Genomic DNA, 22,236 nt, shown 5'->3' on the forward strand with positions numbered 1-22,236 from the left:
GTGCTAATGACTTCACTATTTAGCAGTGGCCATTTTTGTCAGTCCTCCATGATAGTTGATCAATTTAGATTCTGCCTTACCAATTTGAGCTAATCGGAATTGCCAGTCCGATATATCTTCATAGCCAATTTGGTGTGTATCACAACTGGGAGTCCAAAAACCACCAATTATAGATGGATCATCAAAGCGCAACAGTCCTGATGTCCGGATATTTTCTCCTTGGGGTGTTCCTGGTATGGGAGAGATGGCGTAGGAAGCAACTTGAAATTCTAGCTCTGGGTTAATCTCCCTGAGTTGTTGATGGAGTTCTAAAACAGCCTCTTCTAAGCGCAGTAAACTATCATGGGTATCATCGGGAAAGCCAATAATCAAACCATAAACAATTACCGGAAGTCCGCATCTGACGATCGCTCGCATCATCTCACAATGTTGTTGCCAGGGTAGCAGTTTGCTGTAAGATTCTCTGCCAAATACTGGGCGTTCTGCAGGAATATAACCGAGAAAACCGCCAACTTTCCCATCCCATCCCCACAGTGCTTCTATCAGTTCTTCATCGGGTGTCAGGTCTGTGTGATCATAGTTGCGTCCTTTTCCCAATGTGGCTTTTCTTAGTTCTAAACCATTAGGCCACAGAAGTGGCATACCCATTTCTCTGGCTCCTGTGGTAATTTCCAGAATCTCCTCTCGTCCCCCCGGAAACAAAATGCGACCCAAAAATTGATCAGAACCCATAACTGTACATTTTGCTCCTGCTTCTTTTTGTCGAGCAATCCATTTCAGGGTAGTTTGGGGTGACATTCGCCGATATCCTGTCCCATAGGTAGGGGTTTGGCAAAAGTCACATTTGCGATCGCAGCCAATATCAGGAAAGACTGAACCTATAGGTACCAGTTCTTCCACAAAGGGTTCTTCTGAGTATTCTTGTCCTAAGCATTGCCTAGCTACTTCTACCGATGGTAAAGCCCAGTCGTCAGGACTCATGGCTTGGGGTCGGGGGGGACAATAACTACCATCAGCTAAAATTACACCGGTCAGTTTTTCCCGGGGGGTTTTACCCAGTACATAGTCAAAAATCGGCCAGTTAGCAGCACCCGACTTATCGATTACTATGGCACTTGCACCCGCTTTGAGATAGTAATGGGGTTCAGCAATAGCATCCGAACCGCCTACTACCACTGGTTTTCCTTGACTGGCAAAATGAGCGATCGCCATACAGGTGACTTGACGCTCTTGAGTATAATTAACAGTTACCCCCCAAGCATCATAAGCTGAGGGATCTATATCATAAATCCTCTGACCTACGTAGGCTTTTGTTAAGTTCATATCCTTCCAAGTCACTTCTCCAAAGGGTTCTCTGCGATCGCCATCTTTGAGGTTGACAAGTTGAGCATCAAAACCACCGGCTTGTAGGTCTGCCATTAATACCTGTTTACTCAGCAAGGTATTACGTCTATATAATGCTGTCCAATTATTGCCATCCGGATCATATAATCCTAATGCGGGTACTTCTACTAACCCGATAGTGGGAATTCTTAATGCCATATAAATCTCCTTAAATAGACACAATACTAAGGTTTTGATTTAGATTTAAGAGATCGTAGCTGCCAAGAGATTCTCAAATGTATCTGATCGATTTAAATGCCTTTGCAGATTATCATGATCTCTGACATGGGCAGGAATTTCCAAAACAAATCTTAATTTAAAGCAGTTTAAAGGAGTATTTCCTACAACCTATCCGACTCATGAAAAATCTGGTATTCTCTCCTTGATGTTGAGTTATTGCAACAGCCAAGGATGTGAGGATCAAAACAGATAATACAACCAATATAAATGGATAGTTTCAACCCTTTTCCCTGTTTCCTGCTTCCTCCCATAATTCATCAATCAAAAAACACGAAAGTTCCCCAGCCTCAAGGGTGGATTACATAAGTTTGAGTTATATAGCAATCCTAAATGATTCATGAACAATTTCTGTTCCCTGTTCCCTGTTCGGTGTGTTCCCTTTCCTCACTCATAATTTCTCAAGTCAAATAGGATGACTATATTTGAGTTATCAATTATTGGCTGGTACGAATTTGTGCATTAGCGGCATTTTGTGCGCGGAGCATAGCTGAACTTAAAGGTTGTTGACCAAGTAAAGCACTAATAAACTGATTATCAAAATTATTAGATATAGCAGCCGGATATTGACCTAACTGCCAAGTCGTTGCATAATCTATACCAGCCACCAAAGGCGATCGCAAAGGGTCTTGATCATAACCCAACCTTGCTGCTACTGATGTGCGCGTAGGCAATGCAAACCCCGTCCCCGTCCATTGTGCCATTCCTTCCTTCCCGGTGAGAAAAGAAATCAACTCCCAAGCGGCGGCTTTATGCTGTGACTGCTTATTCATCACATAGGCCACAGTAAACACCATCGTACCCTTTTTATCATTAATAGTAGGTATTTCCGCAGTGGCAAACTCCAACTGAGGAAAAGTCGTTTCTAAATAAGGAATAGCCCAATTACCTTCAATGACCATTGCGACCCGGTTTTGACCAAACATTTCCGTACCTGAGTTAGTACCCACATCAGTAGCTTGGGCTGAAGTACCATCTTTTTGATACTGGTCTACCACCAACTGCAATCCCCGCACAGCTTCAGGACTAGCAAAAGCAGCATAACCATTCTCATCAACAACCCTTCCCCCAAAAGCAGCAATTTTGTAAGCTTGATAACTCAACTGTGGGGTAACACCAAAACCGTATCTGTTCAACTTACCCGTCAACTGCTCGGAGTAGGTGCGTAATTCATCCCAAGTAGTGGGGGGACTGCTCAAACCTGCGGCTGCAAAGGCTTTTTTATTATAAAAAAGTGCCAGGGTAGAATAATCCTTGGGAAGACCATAAATATCATCTTTATACTTAAAATTATCCAGCAAGCTCTCTTCAAAGTCCTCTAGGTCAAATTCGGGGGTAATGTAAGAATTTAACGGTTCTAGGACATTTTGGCTCATAAAGAAAGGAGCTTCTAGGGATTCCAGATAGAAGACATCCGGCGCTGCTTCCCCAATTAAGCGAGTAGTGATGACATCCATGTATTGGTCAGAAATCACTTCATATCTCACCTTAATGTCTGGATGTTGTCGCTCAAATTCTTTTAGTAACTGTTTTAATAATTGTTGTTCGAGGGGATTACCCGCCCAACCGCTCAGTTTGATAGTGACAGCGGTAGTTGGTGGCTTTAGTAGTGGTAAATTTGGGTAAGTAATCACAACCAAAGCGATCGCCAGCACTAGCGCCAAAAATTTCACCCAGCTTTTTCTACTCACAAACAAATACCAGCTCTTTCATCTAACTTATCTCTTCTAGCTGAGTTAATCTATCTTTAAGGAATCTGTATTTTTGTGAAAAAATAGAATATAAAGTAACAAATAATTATTCAGAAAAGTTAACTAGGGGATGTAATTTCCTCAATACATGAACTCATGCTAGGGTGTCCTACGGGTAAAAGTAAGCTATGACTTCTGCTAATTTTGAAACAGTTGCATCAGTAACTCTAGAAATCCCCCAGATTAGCTCACCGCCAACAGTAGTTTCTCCGTGTCCTCGAATTGGTAAAAATCAGATTCGCACTAGTTTAAAAGCCTCAACCCTGGATGGAGTGTTTGCAGCGATTTTTTCCCTCAGTACCGGGGGCATTTTACTGAGTAATTTTCTGGTAGAATTGGATGCCAGTCCAGTAGTGTTTGGGATGTTATCCTCAATCCCCATGCTGGTGAATCTCATACAACCCTTGGGCGCTTACTTATCGGAACGTACTACTAGCCGCTTTCAATATTCCCTACGCACCCATGGAATTGGGCGGATAATGTGGCTGATTTTATTCATAGGTATTGCGTGTTTCCACTTTGGAGGTTTAAACTCCCATCAGCTGGTAGTTTTGACCTTATCAATTGTCCTGATCAGCCATCTTTTTGGGGGACTAGGAAGCGCATCGTGGCTGAGTTGGTTAGGGATGATAGTACCGCGACAACTACGAGGTAGGTATTTTAGTATACGCAACAGCGCTGCCAGTTTGACCAATTTGCTTTGTTTACCTTTGGCCGGTTTAGCTGTATCACATTGGCGAGGGGGGACTTTACAAGGTTATGGAATAGTGCTGCTCATTGGTATTGTATTTGGGATGATTAGTTTGGGATGCCAGTACTTTAAAGTTGATGTCAATCCCAAATTACAAAATACCATCTGTAATTACCGTCAAGAAAAATTAATTAATTCAACTGTAATCACTCCCGCAGCAAACCAGCCGAACATCTGGCAAAACTCTCGCTTTTTCATATTTGTGCTTTATTTCAGCTTTTGGATGTTTGCAGTTAATCTCAGCGCTCCTTTTTTTAGCCTCTATATGCTAGACACGCTGAATTTAGATATCAGTTTAGTATCACTCTACACCAGTTTACAGGCAGGAGCGAACTTATTGATGCTGATTATATGGGGGAAATTGGCAGACAAAATTGGGAGTCGGCGGATTTTGATATTTGTGGGAATTTCGGTGGCGGTAACACCAATTTTGTGGGTAGGAATTAATACTAACTACGTTGACTTTTGGCTATGGCTGCCACTGTTACATATTTTAACCGGAGGTACTTGGGCAGGGGTTGACTTATGTAATAACAATATACAGCTAGAGATTGCACCAGTTAAAAACCAGTCTATCTATTTTGCGATCGCGGCTGCTATGGCTGGAGCCGGGGGGGCTTTAGGTACAACCATTGGCAGCTTGATCGTACAATTTACTAATTGTGGCGGCTTACTGGGATTATTTACCCTTTCTGGTGTGTTGCGCTTAATAGCACTTGTACCACTGATATTTTTGGAAGATGGAGGGAAATAGGGATTGGAGATGGATCTGGTGCATCCCCAATTCCCAATGTTCTCTTATTTAGCAGCTTAGGACTAGCTCAAGGTCATGGTTTCCCATCGCATCATCGAGTGTGTAGTAGTTGGTATGGGTTGGTGCAAAGCAATTAACTGGGCTAGGGTGTTCTTTAATTGCGTACGGGGTACGATATCATCAACAAAACCATGCTTTAACAAATCTTCTGCGGTTTGAAAATCTTCTGGTAGTTTTTCCCGCAGGGTTTGCTCAATCACTCGCCGACCTGCAAAACCAATGGTTGCTTTCGGTTCTGCAATAATAATATCTCCCAACATGGCAAAACTAGCAGTAACCCCTCCCGTGGTAGGATTCGCCAAGACGGGAATATACAGTAATTTACATTGACGGTGACGTTCCAAAGCGCCGGAGATTTTAGCCATTTGCATTAAGGAAAGCATTCCTTCTTGCATTCTGGCTCCGCCGGAGGTACAGACAATGACTACAGGGTAACGTCGCTGGGTGGCTTGCTCAATCAAGCGGGTCAGTTTTTCTCCCACCACTGAACCCATACTACCGCCCATAAAGCGGAAGTCCATCACGCCCAGGGCTATGGGTAAACCGTTGATTTGACCTAAACCGGTTTTAACTGCGTCTACTAAACCTAGTTTATCTTCCATTTCCCGCAGGCGATCACTATAGGGTTTGCGATCGCGAAATTGCAGGGGGTCTGTGGGGCGCAGATGCTCATTAATTGCTTCCCAGGTGTTGTTATCTATCAACTGGCGGATACGCTCATCGCTATCCACCCGATTATGATGTCCACATTCAACGCAGACCATCTGGTTAGCCTTCAGGTCTTTTGTATAGGTCAATACGCCACATTTGGGACACTTGTGCCACAGCCCATCAGCAATTTCCCGTTCTTGGGGTTCTAAATGGGTAGATCCTGATTTCCGTCGATTTGCAAACCAATCTAACAGAGACTTTAAACCACGTGATTCTTCGTTGTTTGCCATTTTTATCTTTTTTTTAAGTGGGTATGAGGTTGAAAACATATCAAGCCACTATGGGATATCTAGATCAAGAAGTTTCAAGTCTAGAGCGACACAATGGTGGCTCTTGTGACCTACGCTTTCAAAGTCTCCAGATTTGCTCTTGTACAAACGCAAATAACACCCCATTTTAGCTTTTGACTTTTGACTACATCTCAAATTACGCTTATAAGCAGTTCAGGCCTGATCAAAACATCTTTGGTTGTCAGCTTAACGAAAATGCTGATGCTAACACAAGCCTTATGCTCACGGGAATTTTGTAAATTGATTGCCGTAGTCACAGTCATATAAAAATCAACCCCTCAATTAGATGCCGTTTCCTCAACCCAATACTGAACCACTCGCCTTAAATAAATCATTTCCATTGCTAAGTTAACGGTGAGCATCCATAGGGTCTGGTCATCTGCTCAGTACTGAGTCTTATCCGCAGGGGAGAGACTATGGCCTAACTACTTAGACTAGAAATGCTATATAGACAAACTTATCCTAGCTAATGGTTCTGCTTGATCATAGAGAGTGATACAATTCACAATCTGATCTTAACAAAAGGTAAAAGCTGCATGGGGTAATCACCGTTACAAACAGGAGACAGAAGGGGACTGTTGACAATCCCCCTTTAGTGAAGCGGATTCGGGGGATTCTTGGTTCATACAGCCACCTCTGTCTAAACTTGTTTCCAAGTTTAGACAAGTCGGCTTTGCGCAGCTTCAGACGCACCCAGCGCCGAGACAATGATACTGGTGGCGAAGAGCATCAAAACGTCTATATATTCCTTGTCACTTTGCACACAGTACAGAAATGTTAAGACATTTTGATCGGTTATATTGGCGGGTAAAGAGTTAATCAATGAGCAATGACTAATACATATGTGATTCAATTTGACTTAATGGGACAAAACATTCTTGCGGTAAAAGTACTGGCTGCTGAGTAAAAATTACTTTACCCCGATGAGTAACGTAATTAATTGCTACTCCTGAAGGTTGTCCAGCTATTTCAGGATGTACCTCACAGTGCGTGTAGTAAATCTGCCCTGCTGCTCTGATTAAGGCTGGATCAATCAAAGGAGACTTGTTTTTGGGGGCAGTATATTTTTCTTTTTCTTGTCGTAATGCGTGCACTATCGACTATTTTATATTTACTAAATTTGTCTTTAGTCTATCTAATGGCTTGGGCAAAGGTTGCCAAAATGCCAAACTTCAACAGAAAATTATGATTTTTCCATGGCTCTCATTAATGATTCTCCCATAGCGCGGCAACCTAAAAGATTCATATTAGGAGACATAATATCACCTGTGCGATCGCCTTGGGCTAAAACTTGCAATACGGCTGCTTCTATTTTGTCTGCGGCTTGGGGCTGGTTTAAACCGTAGCGTAACATCATGGCGGCACTCAAAACCTGAGCCAGAGGGTTGGCTTTATCCTCCCCGGCGATATCGGGAGCCGAACCGTGGACTGGTTCAAATACACCAGGTCCAGAAGCACCTAAACTCGCAGATGGTAACATCCCAATACTACCGGTAAGCATGGCAGCAGCATCAGAGAGAATGTCGCCAAATAAATTCCCGGTCACAATAGTATCGAACTGCTTAGGAGCGCGTACCAGTTGCATGGCGGCGTTATCGACGTAGAGGTGAGACAACTCCACATCAGGATATTCTGTAGCCAATTTAGTCATGCGATCGCGCCACAACTGTGATACTTCTAATACATTGGCTTTATCTACTGAACAGAGTTTACCCCCTCGTTTTCGCGCTGTTTCAAAAGCTACCCGCCCAATGCGGTCAATTTCTGACTCAGTGTAGACCATGGTATTCACACCGCGTTTCTCACCGCTATCAGTAGTAAAAATCCCCTTGGGTTTACCAAAGTAAATACCACCGGTGAGCTCTCGCACCACCATAATATCTACACCTTCCACAACTTCCCGTTTTAAAGTAGAAGCGTCAACTAACTGGGGTAAAATTTGGGCCGGGCGGAGATTGGCAAATAATCCTAGTCCGGCACGCAACCCTAACAAACCTGCTTCTGGGCGTAAATTCGATGGTAGGGAATCCCACTTGTAACCACCAATCGCCGCCAGTAATACCGCATCACTGTTACGGCAAATATCTAGGGTAGCAGATGGCAGGGGTTCACCGGTAGCATCAATTGCCGCACCACCGATGAGGGCTTCGCAGAATTCAAATTGCAGATCAAATTGCTTACCGACGACTTTCAGCACGTCTACCGCTACGGCCATAATTTCGGGGCCAATGCCATCGCCGGGGAGTAGAGTAATGCGGTAGTTCTGGGACATAGTTATTTTTTCAAAGGGTAAATGCTTGCCGATTCCATATCATACTAAATTAGGTTCTCGATGGGAACTCAAAATATACAAACCTCACCCCCGCCAGGAAACAATAGTTTTTGATTACCACTTCCACATCACAGGATTGTCATCGAGATGGTCAGTAACAATGCGCCCGATGACATCGATTTGTGCTATTTCTTCCCCAGAAACTTGAATTTGTGCAGCGCCGGCGTTGTCTTGTGCTTGTTCAGGATAACGCGCCCCGGCGATCGCACTGGTTTGAGGTTGGGCAATTAACCAAGCTAATGCTAACTGCGCCAGGGTACAATCATGAAGCGCCGCTATGGGGCGCAGTTTTTCTAAGGCTTGTTGGGCGCGTTGAAAGTTTTCACCTTGAAATAAGCGATTTTTAGCACGGTTATCTGCTGGGTCAAACTGATGACCAGGGGCAAATTTTCCCGTTAACAGTCCTTGGGCCAAGGGTGAATAAGCCAAGATAGAAATATTATTTTCTATACAATAAGCCATGGCATCCTTTTCTACCTGCCGCCAAAATAAAGAATAAGGCGGTTGTAAACTATCAATCCGTCCATACTCTGAAGCTGCTGCTAATTGGTCGCGGTTAAAATTAGACACACCTATTGACCGGATTTTACCCTGTTGTTTGAGTTGGTTGAGAGCCAGCATGGTCTCCTCAATGGGGACTATCTCACTATTGAAAGAACCGGAAGGCCAGTGTATTTGATACAGGTCAATGTAATCAGTCTGGAGATTTTTTAATGAGCGATCGCAAGCTTCAATCACTAAATCATACTTGAGATGGTTGGCGAAAACTTTCGAGGCATACTCAACCCTGTGGCGGACATCAGATAAAGCTGCGGCTACAATTTGCTCAGAATGTCCTTGACCATAGACCTCAGCAGTATCAACTGTAGTGATACCAGCTTCAAAGGCGGCTCGGATGGTTTTAATGGAATCAACATCCTCAATTCCCGTCCACATGGCTTTACCGGCTTGCCAAGCCCCCATGAGGATGGGTGTAATGTAGATGTCGGATGTTCCTAGTCTGCGCTTTTCCATAATGCTTAATTGATCAATATTTCCCAATAGTTGATAATCTAAAGGTTTTTGGGGTCAATTGAATCAGAATAACGGTAGATTATTTAATTGGCAGTGACCAGAAAATTTTGCATCTGTGGAAATCCTGCAAATGCAGGTAATGTCAGCAATTCGCCCCCCTGTAGCTATGAAAACAACTGGAATATCTGCCTAAATCGTAGTTATTGCTACATACATTTACAAAAACCGTAGATAACATAGGAAAAATCTCAACCTCATAATCAGGTAAAAAAAATATTGGTTTTTCCTTACCTCCTACAGGAAGCCATTGATGACAACCCATTAGTAATAGTAGTTAAACAAGTTTGCTCTTCTAAGTAAATAAAATCGCGAATACTACCGGGATAAGTAATTATCCCACAAGACTGAGGCAGGTATTGACAAAAGCCTGCGAATATGCAAACAAGCAAAACTTAAAGGAGTTTGCTATGCAAGGTAAAATGTGCTGGTTATCTAAGTCTGGCAGCGATGGAGAGAAAATATTACATCTGCAAGCCTCACCCAATCAACCTTGGCGACCCTACACAGCTTTTCCCCAAGCAGTCCCAGATTATCAGATTCCTGGTGGTTCTAAAGGTTGGGCAACTTATCAAAAACTTCTCAAAGCCGGCTGGACTTTAGTACATACCGCCAGAGCCAATGAGTTTGTCAGTCGGGATCTAGAATTAATATCCCCAGGACAAGGAAATTAGAAAGCACTGGGAAAGCCTTGACCACGGGGGTCCGCCGCTGCTTCTAAAACTCCCTCTGGGGTGATAGTAATTGCATTAGCATTACCCCAGGAGTTACTTTCCCTAATCTTGTGTCCGCGCCGGCGTAACTCTTGCAGGGTGAGAGCATTTAAACCCCAACGTTCCACACGTAACTCATCGGGTAACCACTGGTGATGTATGCGTGGAACGGAAACAGCAGCACCTACATCCATCTGGTATTCCAACACATTGAGGATAATTTGCAGTACCTGAGTAATGATGGTGCTACCACCAGGAGTACCCACGGCCATCCTCAGACGGCCATTCTCGGTGACTATGGTGGGGGTCATGCTAGATAAGGGGGTTTTGCGTGGTGCGATCGCATTAGCTCGGTTACCCACCAAACCAAAAGCATTAGGTATTCCTGGTGCGGCCGCAAAATCATCCATCTCATTGTTGAGTAAGATCCCCGTTCCCGGTGTCACCACACCTGCACCAAAACCTAGATTAATAGTGAAGGTGAGACTAACGGCGTTATGTTGCTGATCCACAACTGTCAGATGGCTGGTTTCGGTCCATTCATTTCTAGCTAACAGGGGAGAAGGAACAAGACCTAAATTAACTGGTTTCACCTCACTTGCAGGTTTTGCCCATTCCATATCAATTTCTTGACGGCGTTTGCGGGCGTACTCTGGGCTAATCAGTTGTTCTACAGGGACTTTGATAAAATCTGGATCGCCTAAATGTTGCGACCGGTCAGCATAAGCGATTTTCATGGCTTCAACCATCAAATGCAATGCATCCGGGTGATGCCATCCTAAAGATTGTAAATCAGTGTCACCAATAATATTTAACATCTGTAATAAATGTACACCTCCTGATGAAGGTGGTGGCATGGAACAGATTTGAGCTTGACGGAAATTCCCACAAACGGGAGTCCGCCAAATTGGTTTGTAGGCTTTCAGGTCTTCTAGAGTAATTAAACCGCCATTTTCTGCCATGTCGGAGGCGATCGCCCAGGCAATATTTCCGGTGTAAAAACTGTGGGGATTACGGGCAATATCTGTTAAAGTTTTTGCCAAATCTCGCTGTACTAGCCTTTCCCCCGGTTGATAGAAATCACCATCACGGGTGAAAATTGCCCGCGCTGCTGGATGATCAAAAATCCGGTGTCTGGGTCGGTCATTAACTAGGAGATAACCAGGGGATAGGCTACGTCTGATGATAAAGCCATCTCGGGCTAGGGCGATGGCGGGTTTGACTACCTGCGCCCACGGTAATTTACCATAACGACTATGCACCTCATACATCCCGGCTACAGTTCCAGGTGTGGCTACGGCTAAGTACCCAGCTACACTTGCAGAGGGGCGTACTTTACCTTCTGCATCTAAGTACATATCTTGTGTGGCTTTCAGGGGGGCGCGTTCCCGAAAATCTAAGGCTTTGATTTGACCAGTTTCTCCGGAGTGCATTAATAAAAATCCGCCGCCACCAATTCCTGCTGAATAAGGTTCAACTACAGAAATTGCCAAGGTTGTGGCTACCGCTGCATCAATGGCGTTACCACCTTGGCGTAACATGGTAATTCCCGCGTCACTGGCTAAGGGATGGCTAGAAACTACCATTCCTTGTTTACTGCGTAGGGTTGATGCAATGGTGGCGATCGCAGCTTGGCTGTGGATGATGAGGGTACAGGAGAACAGGGCGATAGCAATAGGTTTGTATGCAGTAAAAATACTCATGGGATGAATTATTAATTAGTATCTTCGGTGTCACACATATCCCCGACTTGTGGACAAATTATATGAGATTATGCCAATTATGGAAGAAGTCGGGGATCTTACTCATGCAGGTGCGATCTGGTTGCAGCTGCGATCGCGCTATCGCATCCGGTTAAGATCATCAAATACATGATCTTCGGTGTCACACAGATCCCCGACTTCTCACATCATCAGAGATAATCTAGGATAATTTAGCTAGAAGTCGGGGATCTTACTCATGCAGTAAAAATACCCATGGGATGAGTTATTAATCAGTTATATCTAGAGTTGTTTTGATTTGCGAAACTCGCCCACCACAGTTTTAATATCTTGTAATTCCCCTTCCACGAGGTTATTTAATTGTCGTATTTCTTGCTCCGTAATTTTCCCGGTCAGTTGATTGATAGCTGCTCTTAATTGGGGATATTTCTGTAAGGTTTCTTTACGGACAATGGGCACTGCTTCATAATGTGGAAAATACTGTTTATCATCTTTAAGGACTACTAAACCTAGTCGGGATATTTGCCCATCCGTAGAATTACCCGCCACCATATCCACTTGTTTTTGAGTCAAGGATCGATAGATTAAACCTAAGTCCATAATTTGGGGAGGTCTAGCAAACTCCATACCATAGGTTTTAGCGAATCCGGGGAAACCGTCTTCCCGTTCTAAAAATTCGTAACCGAACCCACCGCGCCATTTAGGTGTATATTTAACTGCATCTGAGATGGTTTGAAGATTGTACCGTTGAGCATCTTCACCACGCACAATTATGGCATAATTATTTTCAAAACCTAGGCTGGGCATGACTTCTAAGTTAAACTTTTCTGCATAGGCCTGTGTTAACTTTTCGCTAACTAGCTTGGGGTCATGTACTACTTTCTCTTTTAAAATGGCATTAAAAGCTGTACCTGTATACTCAATATAAGCATCAATTTGTCCAGCCAGAAGCGCATTATGACAAACAAAAGTCCCACCTAAACGAGGGCGGCGAGTAACTGTTAAATCAGTGTGATCCTCAATTTGCTGGGCTAAAAGTTCCCCTAAAATATCTTGTTCAGTAAAATTCTTAGAACCAACAACAATATCACTAGTATCGCTAGAAGTAGAATTGAAATTACAACCAGCGATCGCTACCAACATCAAACAAGTTAAAACAGACAACAACAACAATCTTTTCATTTGTTCCCAAAGCCATAACCACCATAAACCATCAAAAATTTAAGTTTTAACTGTTAATTTTCTTTCTAACCAACCAATACCCCCATCAGCCAGCAGAGCAAGAATTGCCGCCGGGACAGCCCCAGCTAAAATTAATTGATTATTTACCACGGCAATTCCGCGAAAAATAAACACCCCCAAACCACCAGCACCAATAGCGGCGGCGATCGTCGCAGTACCGATAGAAATTACTGTTGCTACCCGCACACCTGCCAAAATCACCCCCATAGCCAAAGGAATTTCTACCTGTGACAATAATTGTCTATCTGTCATTCCCATACCTCTACCAGCTTCCCGAATTGCGGCATCTACTCCGGTGATACCAGTGTAAGTATTACGGATAATGGGCAAAAAGGAGTATAAAGTTAGGGCAACTATGGCGGGAATCATACCAATACCCCCAATAATCGGCACTGGAATCAGTAAACCAAATAATGCTAGGCTGGGGACGGTTTGCAAAATATTGGCAATACCGAGAACCCCCTGGCGCAGGTGAGTTTTGCGGGTGATGAGAATACCTAAGGGGATACCAATGACTGTCGCCGTGGCCATGGCAATGCTGACCATAAATAAGTGTTCTAGGGTATGTTGGAGGATTTCCGGAGCATACTTAAACAAGAAAAAGTCATTCATAAATTTTCCAGAGATTGCAGACATTTGAGAAAAGCTAGACTTTCAGGATGTACAGATCCCTTAAATTCATCCTTTGTTCCTAATAGTACTAGTTCTCCCTCAGACATTAACCCAACTCGGGAAGCCAAAACAAAGGCTTCTTGAATATCATGGGTAATAAACACCACAGTCTTGTTTAATTCTTGTTGTAACCGGTGAAATTCTTGTTGTAGTTCTAAGCGCGTCATGGGATCAAGGGCGCCAAAGGGTTCATCCATCAATAATACTGGCGGGTCGGCAGCTAATGCCCTAGCTACACCTACCCGTTGCTTTTGTCCCCCCGAAAGTTCATGAGGATAACGCCCAGCAAATTGTTGAGGCTCTAACCCTACCATTTGCAACAATTCATACACCCGGATTTTAATTTGTTTAGATTGCCAACCCAGTAAAGTCGGCACTAAAGCTACATTACGTTCTACGGTGAAATGGGGAAATAACCCAGTTTCTTGAATGACATAACCAATATTGCGCCGTAATTTAATTTCATCCCATTCAGTGGTGGGAATGCCATTAAATAATACTTCACCTTGTGTAGGCATCAAGAGGCCATTGATTAACTTCATAGTAGTGGTTTTGCCGCTCCCACTACGTCCGAGTAATACTAGGGCTTCTCCCTGAATAATAGAAAAATTGAGATGAGATACCAAAAAGCGATGGTTGCGTCTAAGGGTAACATCGCGGAATTCCACTACAGTAGGTTGATGGGGTTGCATTATCAAGTTGATTTTTACTATGATTATTTTATACTAAAAAATACAGTTAACGATATTCGGTTTTTTCCAGGAATTGGATGATATTTAATTGGGTAGCATAGTGCTAGTAGCTCAATAGTGGCATATGATAATGAGGTAGGCATTGGTCACCCCATAAATCCTCAAGGATACCAATACAATGACAGATTTTAGAGAACTGCAAGAATGGGAAAAAGCGCATGAACTGACAATTGCAGTTTATGAAATTACTAAAACCTTTCCAGAGGAGGAATTGCTCGGACTAACACAACAAATCCGTTTAGCTTGTGCTTCCATCGCCATTAAGATCGCTCAGGGATGCGATCGCGATGACTATGAAATCCAACTGGATTGTCTGGAAATGGCGAGGGATGGAGTAATTGAAGTGGAATATTACCTGCTGCTTTGCCATGACTTGCATATACTGAAAACTTCTGATTATGATCGACTCATCAGTGATGTCGTGGAAGTTAAGGAACTGCTAGCATCTTACATTGATCAGCAAAGTCGCAATTTTTGATGAATAGTCGGGTACTCAAACTCCTTCCCCACCACCAGCAAATGATTTGTAACCATGGTGAAAGCACCTACCCTCAAGAATGCTGTGGACTAGTTATTGGTGTTCTGGGGAGGGGGGGTAAAACTGTCATAGACATCATACCCACAGAAAACACCTGGAATAGCCAATCGGGTGATTTTTCAGGTGAACCCATAGTACACACTAGCAGCAAAAGATATGCGATCGCCCCCCAAGTGATGTTACAAGCACAAAAAACAGCACGCGATCGCGGTCTGAATATTATCGGTATTTACCACTCACACCCTGATCATCCTGCTATACCTTCAGAATGCGATCGCCTATATGCTTGGGCGGAATACTCGTATATAATAGTTTCTGTTAACAATGGCAAAGCTGGTACGGTCACAAGCTGGAGTCTGGATGAACATGATCAGTTTCAACCAGAGTCCATTAACAAGATAATTTAAACATACCCTTTTTTCGGTAGTATAAGTATTCCTCGCTGATCTACTTAATTTCTATGCTCAATCCCAATCTGGATGAAATCCAGTTGACCAAAGACGATTATGAACGCTATTCCCGCCATCTGATTTTGCCAGAAATTGGGCTGGAAGGGCAGAAGCGTTTAAAAGTGGCTAGTGTATTGTGTATTGGTACTGGTGGACTAGGTTCGCCATTACTGTTATATCTTGCTGCGGCAGGTATTGGCCGCATTGGTATTGTTGATTTCGATGTCGTCGATACTTCCAATCTGCAACGCCAAGTTATTCACGGTACATCCTGGGTAGGTAAACCCAAAATTGAATCGGCAAAAAATCGCATTCACGAAATTAACCCCTATTGTCAGGTTGACTTGTACGAAACTCGCCTGAGTTCAGAAAACGCCATAGATATCATGCAGCCCTATGATATTGTGGTTGATGGTACTGATAACTTCCCCACCAGATACCTGGTTAATGACGCTTGCGTGTTATTAAACAAGCCCAACGTCTACGGTTCTATTTTCCGGTTTGAAGGACAAGCTACAGTATTTAACTACGAAGGCGGCCCTAACTATCGTGACTTATACCCAGAACCACCACCGCCAGGAATGGTTCCCTCTTGTGCAGAAGGTGGCGTACTGGGTATTTTACCAGGAATGATTGGGATTATTCAGGCTACGGAGACAGTAAAAATCATCACCGGACAAGGTAACACCCTCAGTGGAAGATTACTGTTGTACAACGCCTTAGATATGAAATTTCGGGAGTTGAAATTGCGCCCTAATCCTATTCGCCCCGTAATTGAAAAGCTGATAGACTATGAACAATTCTGCGGAATTCCGCAAGCTAAGGCGCAGGAGGCTAAACAGCAGATGGAAATGTCAGAAATGACCGTTCAAGAATTGCAGGAATTAATAGATAGCGGTGCTAAGGATTTTGTTCTCTTAGATGTCCGTAACCCCCATGAGTACGAAATTGCTAAAATTCCCGGTTCTGTATTGATACCCTTACCAGATATTGAAAATGGCGACGGTGTAGCCAAGGTAAAGGAAATACTGAATGGTCATCGCTTAATTGCTCATTGTAAACTGGGGGGACGTTCTGCCAAAGCTTTAGCTATCCTCAAGGAAGCCGGAATTGAGGGAACTAATGTTAAAGGTGGAATTAACGCTTGGAGTAAGGAAATCGATCCTTCGGTTCCAGAGTATTAAAATGTTTTGGGCGAGTAACGCAGATTCTCTGCGTTACTAAAGCCTTTTTCAGGCTCATGAAGTACACACAAATTCCCTATTCCCTGTTCGGTGTGTTCCCTGTTCCCTCAAACTAAAAAAAATTGTACCTCACGAGCATGGGAAATGCTATAAGTTTGATGATCATTAACCTGAGGTGATGGCTATTTTTAACAGAAGTTTAATGGGCTTTACCAGCACCCAAATATAATTCAGCTACTTTAGGATCATGTAGTAATTCTTGACCAGATCCAGAAATAGCATCACGTCCCGACTCTAGGACATAGCCACGGTCAGACATTTCTAAGGCTTTACGGGCGTTTTGTTCCACTAAGACAATTGCTGTACCTGTGTGATTAATTTGTTTAATCTGCTCAAATACTTGGGTAACTAGAATGGGGGATAAGGCCGCAGAAGGTTCATCTAATAACAATAAACTCGGTTCCAACATCAATGCTTTCCCCATGGCCAGCATTTGGCGTTCTCCTCCTGAGAGTGTACCAGCACGTTGGCGACGGCGATCGCTCAGTCTAGGAAACATAGTAAAAATTTTGTCTTTTAAGGGTTTGATGGGGACATTCCGCACAAAAGCCCCCATTTCTAAGTTTTCCTCTACACTCAGGGAAGGAAAAACATTAGAGATTTGTGGTACATAACACATTCCCCTAGTGACGATTTGATTGGACTTTAGCCCAGCAATATTTTCACCTTTAAAGGTAATAGTACCCGTGTGAGGAGTCAGCAGCCCAAAGATGGTTTTGGCTAAGGTGGATTTACCCGCACCGTTGGGGCCAATCACTGCGACCAGTTCACCGGGTTTGAGACAAAAATTTACGCCCTGGAGGATATCTATATCTTTAATGTATCCAGCGTGGACATTTTTAACTTCTAATAAATATTCATTAGTCATTGGTCATTAGTCATTGGTCAACGGTGTTATAAATATAAAACGTTGACCGAAAAATTTTAAGGTGTTTTTTGTAAATCAGGTCTTTCTTCGGCAAGGATGGCATCTGCTACTGGGCAAACTTGGATACATATACCACAATCGATACAGGTGGCAAAATCAATCCAATACCAATCGGTCCCCTTGACATTTTTACCTGGGCCTTCATGAATACAAGCTACTGGACAAGCATCTACGCAGTCAGCAACACCTTCACAAACATCAGTAACAATGGTGTGCGGCATTTTTTCAATTCCCTTTCTTTCGGATCAGCTATATCTAGCCTAGCAGGATTATTTACCAACCTCCACCTCACCCCCAACTCATCTTCTGACCAAGCAGAGGTGAGTTAAAGATAGGGCGAGGTTTTGTGCTAGAATGAACTACAGCAATGGTTCATTAATAATGGAACCATCTGATTTAACCCAAGCAATTTGGGCAATACCGCGATCGCTGGCGTATTGTCTAATAGCTGCTTCATCTGTGCCGCCTAAATCCATTTCTACTCTCAGCAAATCAGGACAATCACGCAGTTTTTGGGCGTGGGCAAAGGCTGCAGCTGTAGCATTTGGTGTCTGGGCTACTACTAACCAGTGACTGACTGGGGTTGATTGTGGTAATTGCTGAGTAGATAAAATAACTTGGTATAAATCTTCAATATTTAAGACAAAACCAATCCCAGGAATATCTTCACCTTGGGGATGATATAAACCTAAAAGCTTGTCGTAGCGACCACCCCGCCCTAAAACTCTGGCTTGTGAACCAGTATCGCTAACAATTTCAAAGACTATGCCAGTATAGTAGTCTATAGTTTGGATTAAGCTGAGGTCAAGAATTAAAGGAAAATTGCCTTCTGATTGTAATAACTCTACCACAGATTTGAGATGATTAACCATCTCTTGCTGCTCTGGAGCTAAACCAAGAGCACTAACTTTTTGTAAGACATCCCCACTATCACCGCGCAGATCCATCATAATTCTGGCGCGATCGCGTAATTCATCGCTCAGGGGTAAAGTATCTATGGCGATGCGGTCAAGATGGGCGATCGCACTGCGAACTTGAGCTTGGAGATTTCGGGGGAAAGCATCCAGGAGCGATCGCGTAATTCCCGCTTCCCCCAAAATTAAATGCCAATTCGGCAACCCCAGTACCGCCAGACAATTGCTTGCCAACAGCAGCACTTCTGCATTAGCTAACAATCCCCCCACACCTAACAACTCCACCCCAGCTTGATAAAACTCTTGCTGGCGATTGTGCCTGTTTTCCCAGGTACGGCGAAAGACATTGGCATTGTAGTAGAGGCGTTGGGGATAGGTAACATCCGCCATCCGCGTAGCCACTGCACGAGCAATAGAAGCGGTCAATTCTGGACGCAGACCTAATTCTTCATCTTCACCATTTTGTAGTTGAATCACCATCTGGCGCTGAATTGCTTCTCCCGCCATCAGAGTATCCATGCGTTCCAAAGTTGAAGTAATAATCCTGTGATATCCCCAACGATGAAACACCTGCTGTAATCTATCTTCAATCCAGCGTTTTTGTGCCACATCTAAAGGTAATAAATCCCTGGCTCCCGCTGCTGGTTGATACACCATTATTTTTTCTTCCCACCAAACAAACCACCAAACAAACTCCCACCTCCAGATTTATCTGCTTGCTTAGAGCCATGATCAGGAGGTGAAGTTGCTGTCGGGCGACTAACTAGTTAATTGCCTTCAAGCCTTTTCTATTTTAGGTTTGGTTGTCAACCCTATTTCGTCAGTGGGATTTAATTTTCCACTATTATTTCCACATCGACAAAGGCGGGACTTCCACCAACTGATGACTAAGCTGGTCGTGAATCTTGCCATTAGTAGCCAAAATTCTACCGGATGCTATGTTGAAAGGAGTGCCGTCATAGGCAGTAACTCTACCCCCAGCTTCCCGCAATAATACTACACCGGCCACCACGTCCCAGGGAGAAATTCCCCTTTCCCAGTAACCATCTACACGGCCGCAAGCAACATAAGCCAAATCCAGGGCGGCGGAACCACTACGCCTCACACCTTGGGTAAGATGAGTCAGGTGGCAAAATTCTGCATAATTATTATCTGATGTTTCGCGGCGATCATAGGCAAATCCCGTTACCAAAATGCTTTTACTCAAGTCAGATATTTCTGAAACCTTGATAGAATGGCGGTTGCGCGTCGCCCCTAAGCCAGTGGCTGCCCGAAATAGTTCATCATGGAAAGGGTTATAAATTACACCTACTTGCGGCACACCATCAACCAATAAACCAATAGAAACAGCAAAAGCAGGGTATTGGTGGGCGTAATTAGTTGTACCATCTAAGGGGTCAACTGCCCAGAGATACTGATGATCTTGATTACCCAACTTCCCTGATTCCTCCGCCAGGATGGAATGTTGGGGAAAATGGCGACGCAAAATTGACAAAATCTCAGCTTCCGAGGCTTTATCCGCGACGGTGACTAAATCACCAGAGCGGCCTTTTTCGGTAATAGCACCTTCTAACTTACCCAAATACCCCTGCAAAACTGCACCTGCAGCCAAGGCCGCTTCCGTAGCAATGTCTAGAAAAATTTGTAAATTAGTCATTAGTGATTAATCATTGGGAAGTTATAATCTTTCCCTCAGTCCCTAAAAATTTCGGCGGCGAAACTCAGCAGGAGGGACACGCAGAGGTTTTTCTGGGTTCCAAATCCCTTTTTCCATGAGTCTAGCCCATTGTTGGGCCCGTTCCAAACGCTGGTCATATTTATGATTAGGCGATCGCGACACAAACAAAGCATACCCTTGTTTAAGCAATTCTTCATTTAATAACTGCTGGTCTTTCCACACATAGGCCAAAATCCGACCAAAATTATCCTTGGCTTGGACATCAAACTCCAAGATCACGGATTTTTCTTGCTCACCAATCAACTGCGCTAAAACTGCTTTAGACTCATCTCCCCAGGGACTTTGTCGCAAATCTGGCGCATCAAGACCAAGTAATCGCACCGAAGAAATCAAATTTGGTTGTTCAGCCATACCTAGAACTTCCAAAGTTTGACCACTGACTACCCGGGACACTCTCACCTGAGTGCGATTGCTTGCAGTTTGGTCATGATCGCCCTGACAACCCACGAAAAACAGCAAGGAACCCAAAAGGATCCCAAGAAAAACCTTTGCGTTTTTGCGCCTGGGCGCGAAACAAATCTTAATCCTCATCTAAGGGTAAACCCGCTTTAACCTTACCTCTAGCAAAATACCGACCAAACTGGAGTTCATAAACCTCATCCTCGTCTTGAGTTTCCACTTCTAAATCAGAATGAGCATAACTAACGCATAACAAAGCATACCCTTTCTGGCGCAAAGCTGGGGATAGTCCAATAGCCTCCGGTTGGTAAATTTCTCCAGACACCACCCGCACAGCGCAAGTTGTGCAAGCCCCATTGCGACAGGAAAAGGGTAGTTCCTCCCCTTGTTGTTCAATACTGTGGAGGATGTAGCGGTCTGCGGGAACTTTTAGACTGTATTCCTTGCCAGAGGCGCGATCGCGAACTTTAATCGTATATGTGTGGGACATGGTGATTTCGGATTTCCAAACTAGACTTGAGCTTTAATTTAATTTATCTGCTTTTATGGTTGCATTTTCTCAAATTTCATAGTAGGATTATAAATCGTTGACCCTGGAGAGGTGGCCGAGTGGTTGAAGGCGCAGACCTGGAAAGTCTGTTATGCGGAAACGTATACGAGGGTTCGAATCCCTCCCTCTCCGTTAAAAAAAATGCAAATATCCTCAAAAAACTTTGGCGATGGAGTAGACTGTCAGGAGTAATTTTTGATCACCCAAATAATGCCCTTAGAACTGCAAAACCTCACTGGTGGTTACACAGCATTACCCATTATCCAAGATATTAACCTATCTCTACAAACAGGAGAATGGTTAAGTTTAGTGGGTGCAAATGGTTCTGGTAAATCTACCATCCTAAAATTACTCAGTCGCATTCTCTCCCCACAGCAAGGCACAGTCCTACTGGATGGCAAAGCGATTCATTCTCAGCCTCCCCATTTAGTGGCGCAGAAGTTAGCATTATTACCGCAACAACAAACAATTCCCGCCGGGTTAACAGTGCGCCAACTAGTCAGTTTAGGACGCACCCCCCATCAACCTTGGTGGCAATGGGAACTAAGCAGTGAAGACCGGGAAAAAGTTACAGCAGCTATTGCAGAAACGCAACTAGATCAATTGAGCGATCGCCTAGTGGAACAACTTTCCGGTGGTGAAAGACAACGGGCATTTTTAGCCTTAGCACTAGCCCAAGAACCGAAAGTATTATTATTAGACGAACCCACAACTTATTTAGATGTCAAGTATCAATTACAACTTTTAGAACTACTGGAAAAACTCAATCAACAGCAGAATTTAACCATTGTCACCGTTCTACACGAACTCAATTTAGCAGCTCGCTATAGTTCCCGCATCGCCTTATTAAAACAAGGTCATCTGTGGGAGGTGGGTACACCGGAAGCAGTCCTCACACCCCATGCGATCGCCCAAGTCTTTGGTGTAGACTCTGTAATTATCAATACACCTGTTGGCTTACAAGTTTGTGCCATATCCGCCATGTAAAAGCTACCTAAAAAACCATTTCTCCAACAACTAAATACAGACCTATCTG

The 22,236-nt window shown here is 43.7% G+C and carries 22 protein-coding genes and 1 tRNA gene; 7 read left to right on the forward strand and 16 right to left on the reverse strand.

What is annotated here, in order from left to right; translation table 11 throughout:
• Positions 1-15 precede the first annotated feature (15 nt).
• Complete coding sequence (locus tag NWP21_RS05590) at positions 16-1,542, reverse strand: radical SAM protein (RefSeq protein WP_280791926.1); 1,527 nt, start codon at positions 1,540-1,542, stop codon at positions 16-18.
• A gap of 515 nt (positions 1,543-2,057) precedes the next feature.
• A complete protein-coding gene (locus NWP21_RS05595; RefSeq protein WP_280791927.1) occupies positions 2,058-3,311 on the reverse strand; it encodes an ABC transporter substrate-binding protein in 1,254 nt (417 codons plus the stop codon).
• Positions 3,312-3,499: 188 nt separating this feature from the next.
• On the opposite strand from NWP21_RS05595, the gene NWP21_RS05600 reads away from it, so the two are divergent.
• Complete coding sequence (locus tag NWP21_RS05600) at positions 3,500-4,876, forward strand: MFS transporter (RefSeq protein WP_271734271.1); 1,377 nt, start codon at positions 3,500-3,502, stop codon at positions 4,874-4,876.
• A 62-nt stretch (positions 4,877-4,938) separates the two neighbouring features.
• On the opposite strand, the gene accD is transcribed toward NWP21_RS05600, so the two are convergent.
• The 4 genes from accD to NWP21_RS05620 form a co-directional block, all read right to left on the reverse strand.
• On the reverse strand, positions 4,939-5,877 hold the full coding sequence (accD, locus tag NWP21_RS05605) for an acetyl-CoA carboxylase, carboxyltransferase subunit beta (RefSeq protein WP_271734270.1): 939 nt from the start codon (positions 5,875-5,877) through the stop codon (positions 4,939-4,941).
• 893 nt (positions 5,878-6,770) lie between these two features.
• The gene (locus tag NWP21_RS05610) at positions 6,771-7,031 is read right to left on the reverse strand and encodes a hypothetical protein (RefSeq protein WP_271734269.1); all 261 of its coding nucleotides are present in this window, start codon (positions 7,029-7,031) and stop codon (positions 6,771-6,773) included.
• Between the two features lie 89 nt (positions 7,032-7,120).
• Positions 7,121-8,209 carry a 3-isopropylmalate dehydrogenase gene (gene leuB, locus NWP21_RS05615; protein WP_280791928.1) on the reverse strand — a complete coding sequence of 363 codons (1,089 nt, stop codon included), beginning with the start codon at positions 8,207-8,209 and terminating at the stop codon, positions 7,121-7,123.
• Positions 8,210-8,323: 114 nt separating this feature from the next.
• Positions 8,324-9,283, reverse strand: coding sequence for an aldo/keto reductase (locus NWP21_RS05620; protein ID WP_280791929.1), 960 nt, complete (start codon positions 9,281-9,283; stop codon positions 8,324-8,326).
• Between the two features lie 467 nt (positions 9,284-9,750).
• On the opposite strand from NWP21_RS05620, the gene NWP21_RS05625 reads away from it, so the two are divergent.
• Positions 9,751-10,014 (forward strand): hypothetical protein, encoded by a 264-nt coding sequence (locus tag NWP21_RS05625; protein WP_280791930.1) that lies wholly within the window; start codon positions 9,751-9,753, stop codon positions 10,012-10,014.
• Here NWP21_RS05625 and ggt read toward each other — a convergent pair.
• The 4 genes from ggt to NWP21_RS05645 form a co-directional block, all read right to left on the reverse strand.
• Positions 10,011-11,756 carry a gamma-glutamyltransferase gene (gene ggt / locus NWP21_RS05630; RefSeq protein WP_280791931.1) on the reverse strand — a complete coding sequence of 582 codons (1,746 nt, stop codon included), beginning with the start codon at positions 11,754-11,756 and terminating at the stop codon, positions 10,011-10,013. The genes NWP21_RS05625 and ggt overlap by 4 nt on opposite strands.
• Positions 11,757-12,056: 300 nt before the next feature.
• Complete coding sequence (locus NWP21_RS05635) at positions 12,057-12,956, reverse strand: glycine betaine ABC transporter substrate-binding protein (RefSeq protein WP_280791932.1); 900 nt, start codon at positions 12,954-12,956, stop codon at positions 12,057-12,059.
• A 39-nt stretch (positions 12,957-12,995) separates the two neighbouring features.
• Complete coding sequence (locus tag NWP21_RS05640; RefSeq protein WP_280791933.1) at positions 12,996-13,628, reverse strand: ABC transporter permease; 633 nt, start codon at positions 13,626-13,628, stop codon at positions 12,996-12,998.
• Entirely contained in the window at positions 13,625-14,380 is a 756-nt protein-coding gene (locus tag NWP21_RS05645; protein WP_271734746.1) for an ATP-binding cassette domain-containing protein, read from the reverse strand. Before NWP21_RS05645 ends, NWP21_RS05640 begins: the two co-directional genes overlap by 4 nt.
• 178 nt (positions 14,381-14,558) lie before the next feature.
• Here NWP21_RS05645 and NWP21_RS05650 point away from each other — a divergent pair, with 178 nt between their 5' ends.
• Genes NWP21_RS05650 through moeB form a run of 3 tightly spaced genes read left to right on the forward strand, consistent with a single transcriptional unit; the run spans position 14,559 to position 16,611 of the window.
• Positions 14,559-14,918, forward strand: a complete 360-nt coding sequence (locus tag NWP21_RS05650; RefSeq protein WP_271734744.1) for a four helix bundle protein — start codon at positions 14,559-14,561, stop codon at positions 14,916-14,918.
• Positions 14,918-15,385: a M67 family metallopeptidase gene (locus NWP21_RS05655; RefSeq protein WP_280791934.1), complete on the forward strand. Its 468-nt coding sequence runs from the start codon at positions 14,918-14,920 to the stop codon at positions 15,383-15,385. Before NWP21_RS05650 ends, NWP21_RS05655 begins: the two co-directional genes overlap by 1 nt.
• Before the next feature lie 53 nt (positions 15,386-15,438).
• The gene (moeB, locus tag NWP21_RS05660) at positions 15,439-16,611 is read left to right on the forward strand and encodes a molybdopterin-synthase adenylyltransferase MoeB (protein ID WP_280791935.1); all 1,173 of its coding nucleotides are present in this window, start codon (positions 15,439-15,441) and stop codon (positions 16,609-16,611) included.
• A 199-nt stretch (positions 16,612-16,810) separates the two neighbouring features.
• On the opposite strand, the gene NWP21_RS05665 is transcribed toward moeB, so the two are convergent.
• The 6 genes from NWP21_RS05665 to NWP21_RS05690 form a co-directional block, all read right to left on the reverse strand.
• Positions 16,811-17,539, reverse strand: a complete 729-nt coding sequence (locus tag NWP21_RS05665) for an ABC transporter ATP-binding protein (RefSeq protein WP_280791936.1) — start codon at positions 17,537-17,539, stop codon at positions 16,811-16,813.
• A 56-nt stretch (positions 17,540-17,595) separates the two neighbouring features.
• Positions 17,596-17,820 (reverse strand): ferredoxin family protein, encoded by a 225-nt coding sequence (locus NWP21_RS05670; RefSeq protein ID WP_271734739.1) that lies wholly within the window; start codon positions 17,818-17,820, stop codon positions 17,596-17,598.
• A 138-nt stretch (positions 17,821-17,958) separates the two neighbouring features.
• Positions 17,959-19,170, reverse strand: coding sequence for an ATP phosphoribosyltransferase regulatory subunit (locus NWP21_RS05675; protein ID WP_271734750.1), 1,212 nt, complete (start codon positions 19,168-19,170; stop codon positions 17,959-17,961).
• Positions 19,171-19,357: 187 nt separating this feature from the next.
• A complete protein-coding gene (locus NWP21_RS05680; protein ID WP_280791937.1) occupies positions 19,358-20,170 on the reverse strand; it encodes an inositol monophosphatase family protein in 813 nt (270 codons plus the stop codon).
• Positions 20,171-20,212: 42 nt separating this feature from the next.
• Positions 20,213-20,782 carry a thermonuclease family protein gene (locus tag NWP21_RS05685; RefSeq protein WP_271734735.1) on the reverse strand — a complete coding sequence of 190 codons (570 nt, stop codon included), beginning with the start codon at positions 20,780-20,782 and terminating at the stop codon, positions 20,213-20,215.
• A complete protein-coding gene (locus NWP21_RS05690) occupies positions 20,772-21,140 on the reverse strand; it encodes a 2Fe-2S iron-sulfur cluster-binding protein (RefSeq protein ID WP_271734733.1) in 369 nt (122 codons plus the stop codon). The genes NWP21_RS05685 and NWP21_RS05690 overlap by 11 nt, the downstream gene beginning before the upstream one ends.
• 105 nt (positions 21,141-21,245) lie before the next feature.
• Between NWP21_RS05690 and NWP21_RS05695 the strand changes: the two genes are divergently transcribed.
• Positions 21,246-21,332, forward strand: a tRNA-Ser gene (locus NWP21_RS05695).
• 78 nt (positions 21,333-21,410) lie between these two features.
• Positions 21,411-22,187, forward strand: a complete 777-nt coding sequence (locus tag NWP21_RS05700; RefSeq protein ID WP_271734749.1) for an ABC transporter ATP-binding protein — start codon at positions 21,411-21,413, stop codon at positions 22,185-22,187.
• The last annotated feature ends 49 nt before the right edge of the window (positions 22,188-22,236 follow it).

Origin of the sequence: Anabaenopsis sp. FSS-46 (assembly GCF_029891665.1) — a bacterium.
Classification (GTDB): domain Bacteria; phylum Cyanobacteriota; class Cyanobacteriia; order Cyanobacteriales; family Nostocaceae; genus Anabaenopsis; species Anabaenopsis arnoldii.

Coding starts and splice junctions, on each gene's coding strand:
- NWP21_RS05675 (WP_271734750.1), bottom strand. CDS start 19,170: ATGGTGTATCAACCAGCAGCGGGAGCCAGGGATTTATTACCTTTAGAT.
- NWP21_RS05665 (WP_280791936.1), bottom strand. CDS start 17,539: ATGACTAATGAATATTTATTAGAAGTTAAAAATGTCCACGCTGGATAC.
- NWP21_RS05590 (WP_280791926.1), bottom strand. CDS start 1,542: ATGGCATTAAGAATTCCCACTATCGGGTTAGTAGAAGTACCCGCATTA.
- accD (WP_271734270.1), bottom strand. CDS start 5,877: ATGGCAAACAACGAAGAATCACGTGGTTTAAAGTCTCTGTTAGATTGG.
- NWP21_RS05600 (WP_271734271.1), top strand. CDS start 3,500: ATGACTTCTGCTAATTTTGAAACAGTTGCATCAGTAACTCTAGAAATC.
- NWP21_RS05685 (WP_271734735.1), bottom strand. CDS start 20,782: ATGAGGATTAAGATTTGTTTCGCGCCCAGGCGCAAAAACGCAAAGGTT.
- NWP21_RS05680 (WP_280791937.1), bottom strand. CDS start 20,170: ATGACTAATTTACAAATTTTTCTAGACATTGCTACGGAAGCGGCCTTG.
- NWP21_RS05645 (WP_271734746.1), bottom strand. CDS start 14,380: ATGCAACCCCATCAACCTACTGTAGTGGAATTCCGCGATGTTACCCTT.
- NWP21_RS05640 (WP_280791933.1), bottom strand. CDS start 13,628: ATGAATGACTTTTTCTTGTTTAAGTATGCTCCGGAAATCCTCCAACAT.
- NWP21_RS05690 (WP_271734733.1), bottom strand. CDS start 21,140: ATGTCCCACACATATACGATTAAAGTTCGCGATCGCGCCTCTGGCAAG.
- NWP21_RS05650 (WP_271734744.1), top strand. CDS start 14,559: ATGACAGATTTTAGAGAACTGCAAGAATGGGAAAAAGCGCATGAACTG.
- NWP21_RS05620 (WP_280791929.1), bottom strand. CDS start 9,283: ATGGAAAAGCGCAGACTAGGAACATCCGACATCTACATTACACCCATC.
- NWP21_RS05670 (WP_271734739.1), bottom strand. CDS start 17,820: ATGCCGCACACCATTGTTACTGATGTTTGTGAAGGTGTTGCTGACTGC.
- moeB (WP_280791935.1), top strand. CDS start 15,439: ATGCTCAATCCCAATCTGGATGAAATCCAGTTGACCAAAGACGATTAT.
- NWP21_RS05655 (WP_280791934.1), top strand. CDS start 14,918: ATGAATAGTCGGGTACTCAAACTCCTTCCCCACCACCAGCAAATGATT.
- NWP21_RS05700 (WP_271734749.1), top strand. CDS start 21,411: ATGCCCTTAGAACTGCAAAACCTCACTGGTGGTTACACAGCATTACCC.
- leuB (WP_280791928.1), bottom strand. CDS start 8,209: ATGTCCCAGAACTACCGCATTACTCTACTCCCCGGCGATGGCATTGGC.
- NWP21_RS05635 (WP_280791932.1), bottom strand. CDS start 12,956: ATGAAAAGATTGTTGTTGTTGTCTGTTTTAACTTGTTTGATGTTGGTA.
- NWP21_RS05625 (WP_280791930.1), top strand. CDS start 9,751: ATGCAAGGTAAAATGTGCTGGTTATCTAAGTCTGGCAGCGATGGAGAG.
- ggt (WP_280791931.1), bottom strand. CDS start 11,756: ATGAGTATTTTTACTGCATACAAACCTATTGCTATCGCCCTGTTCTCC.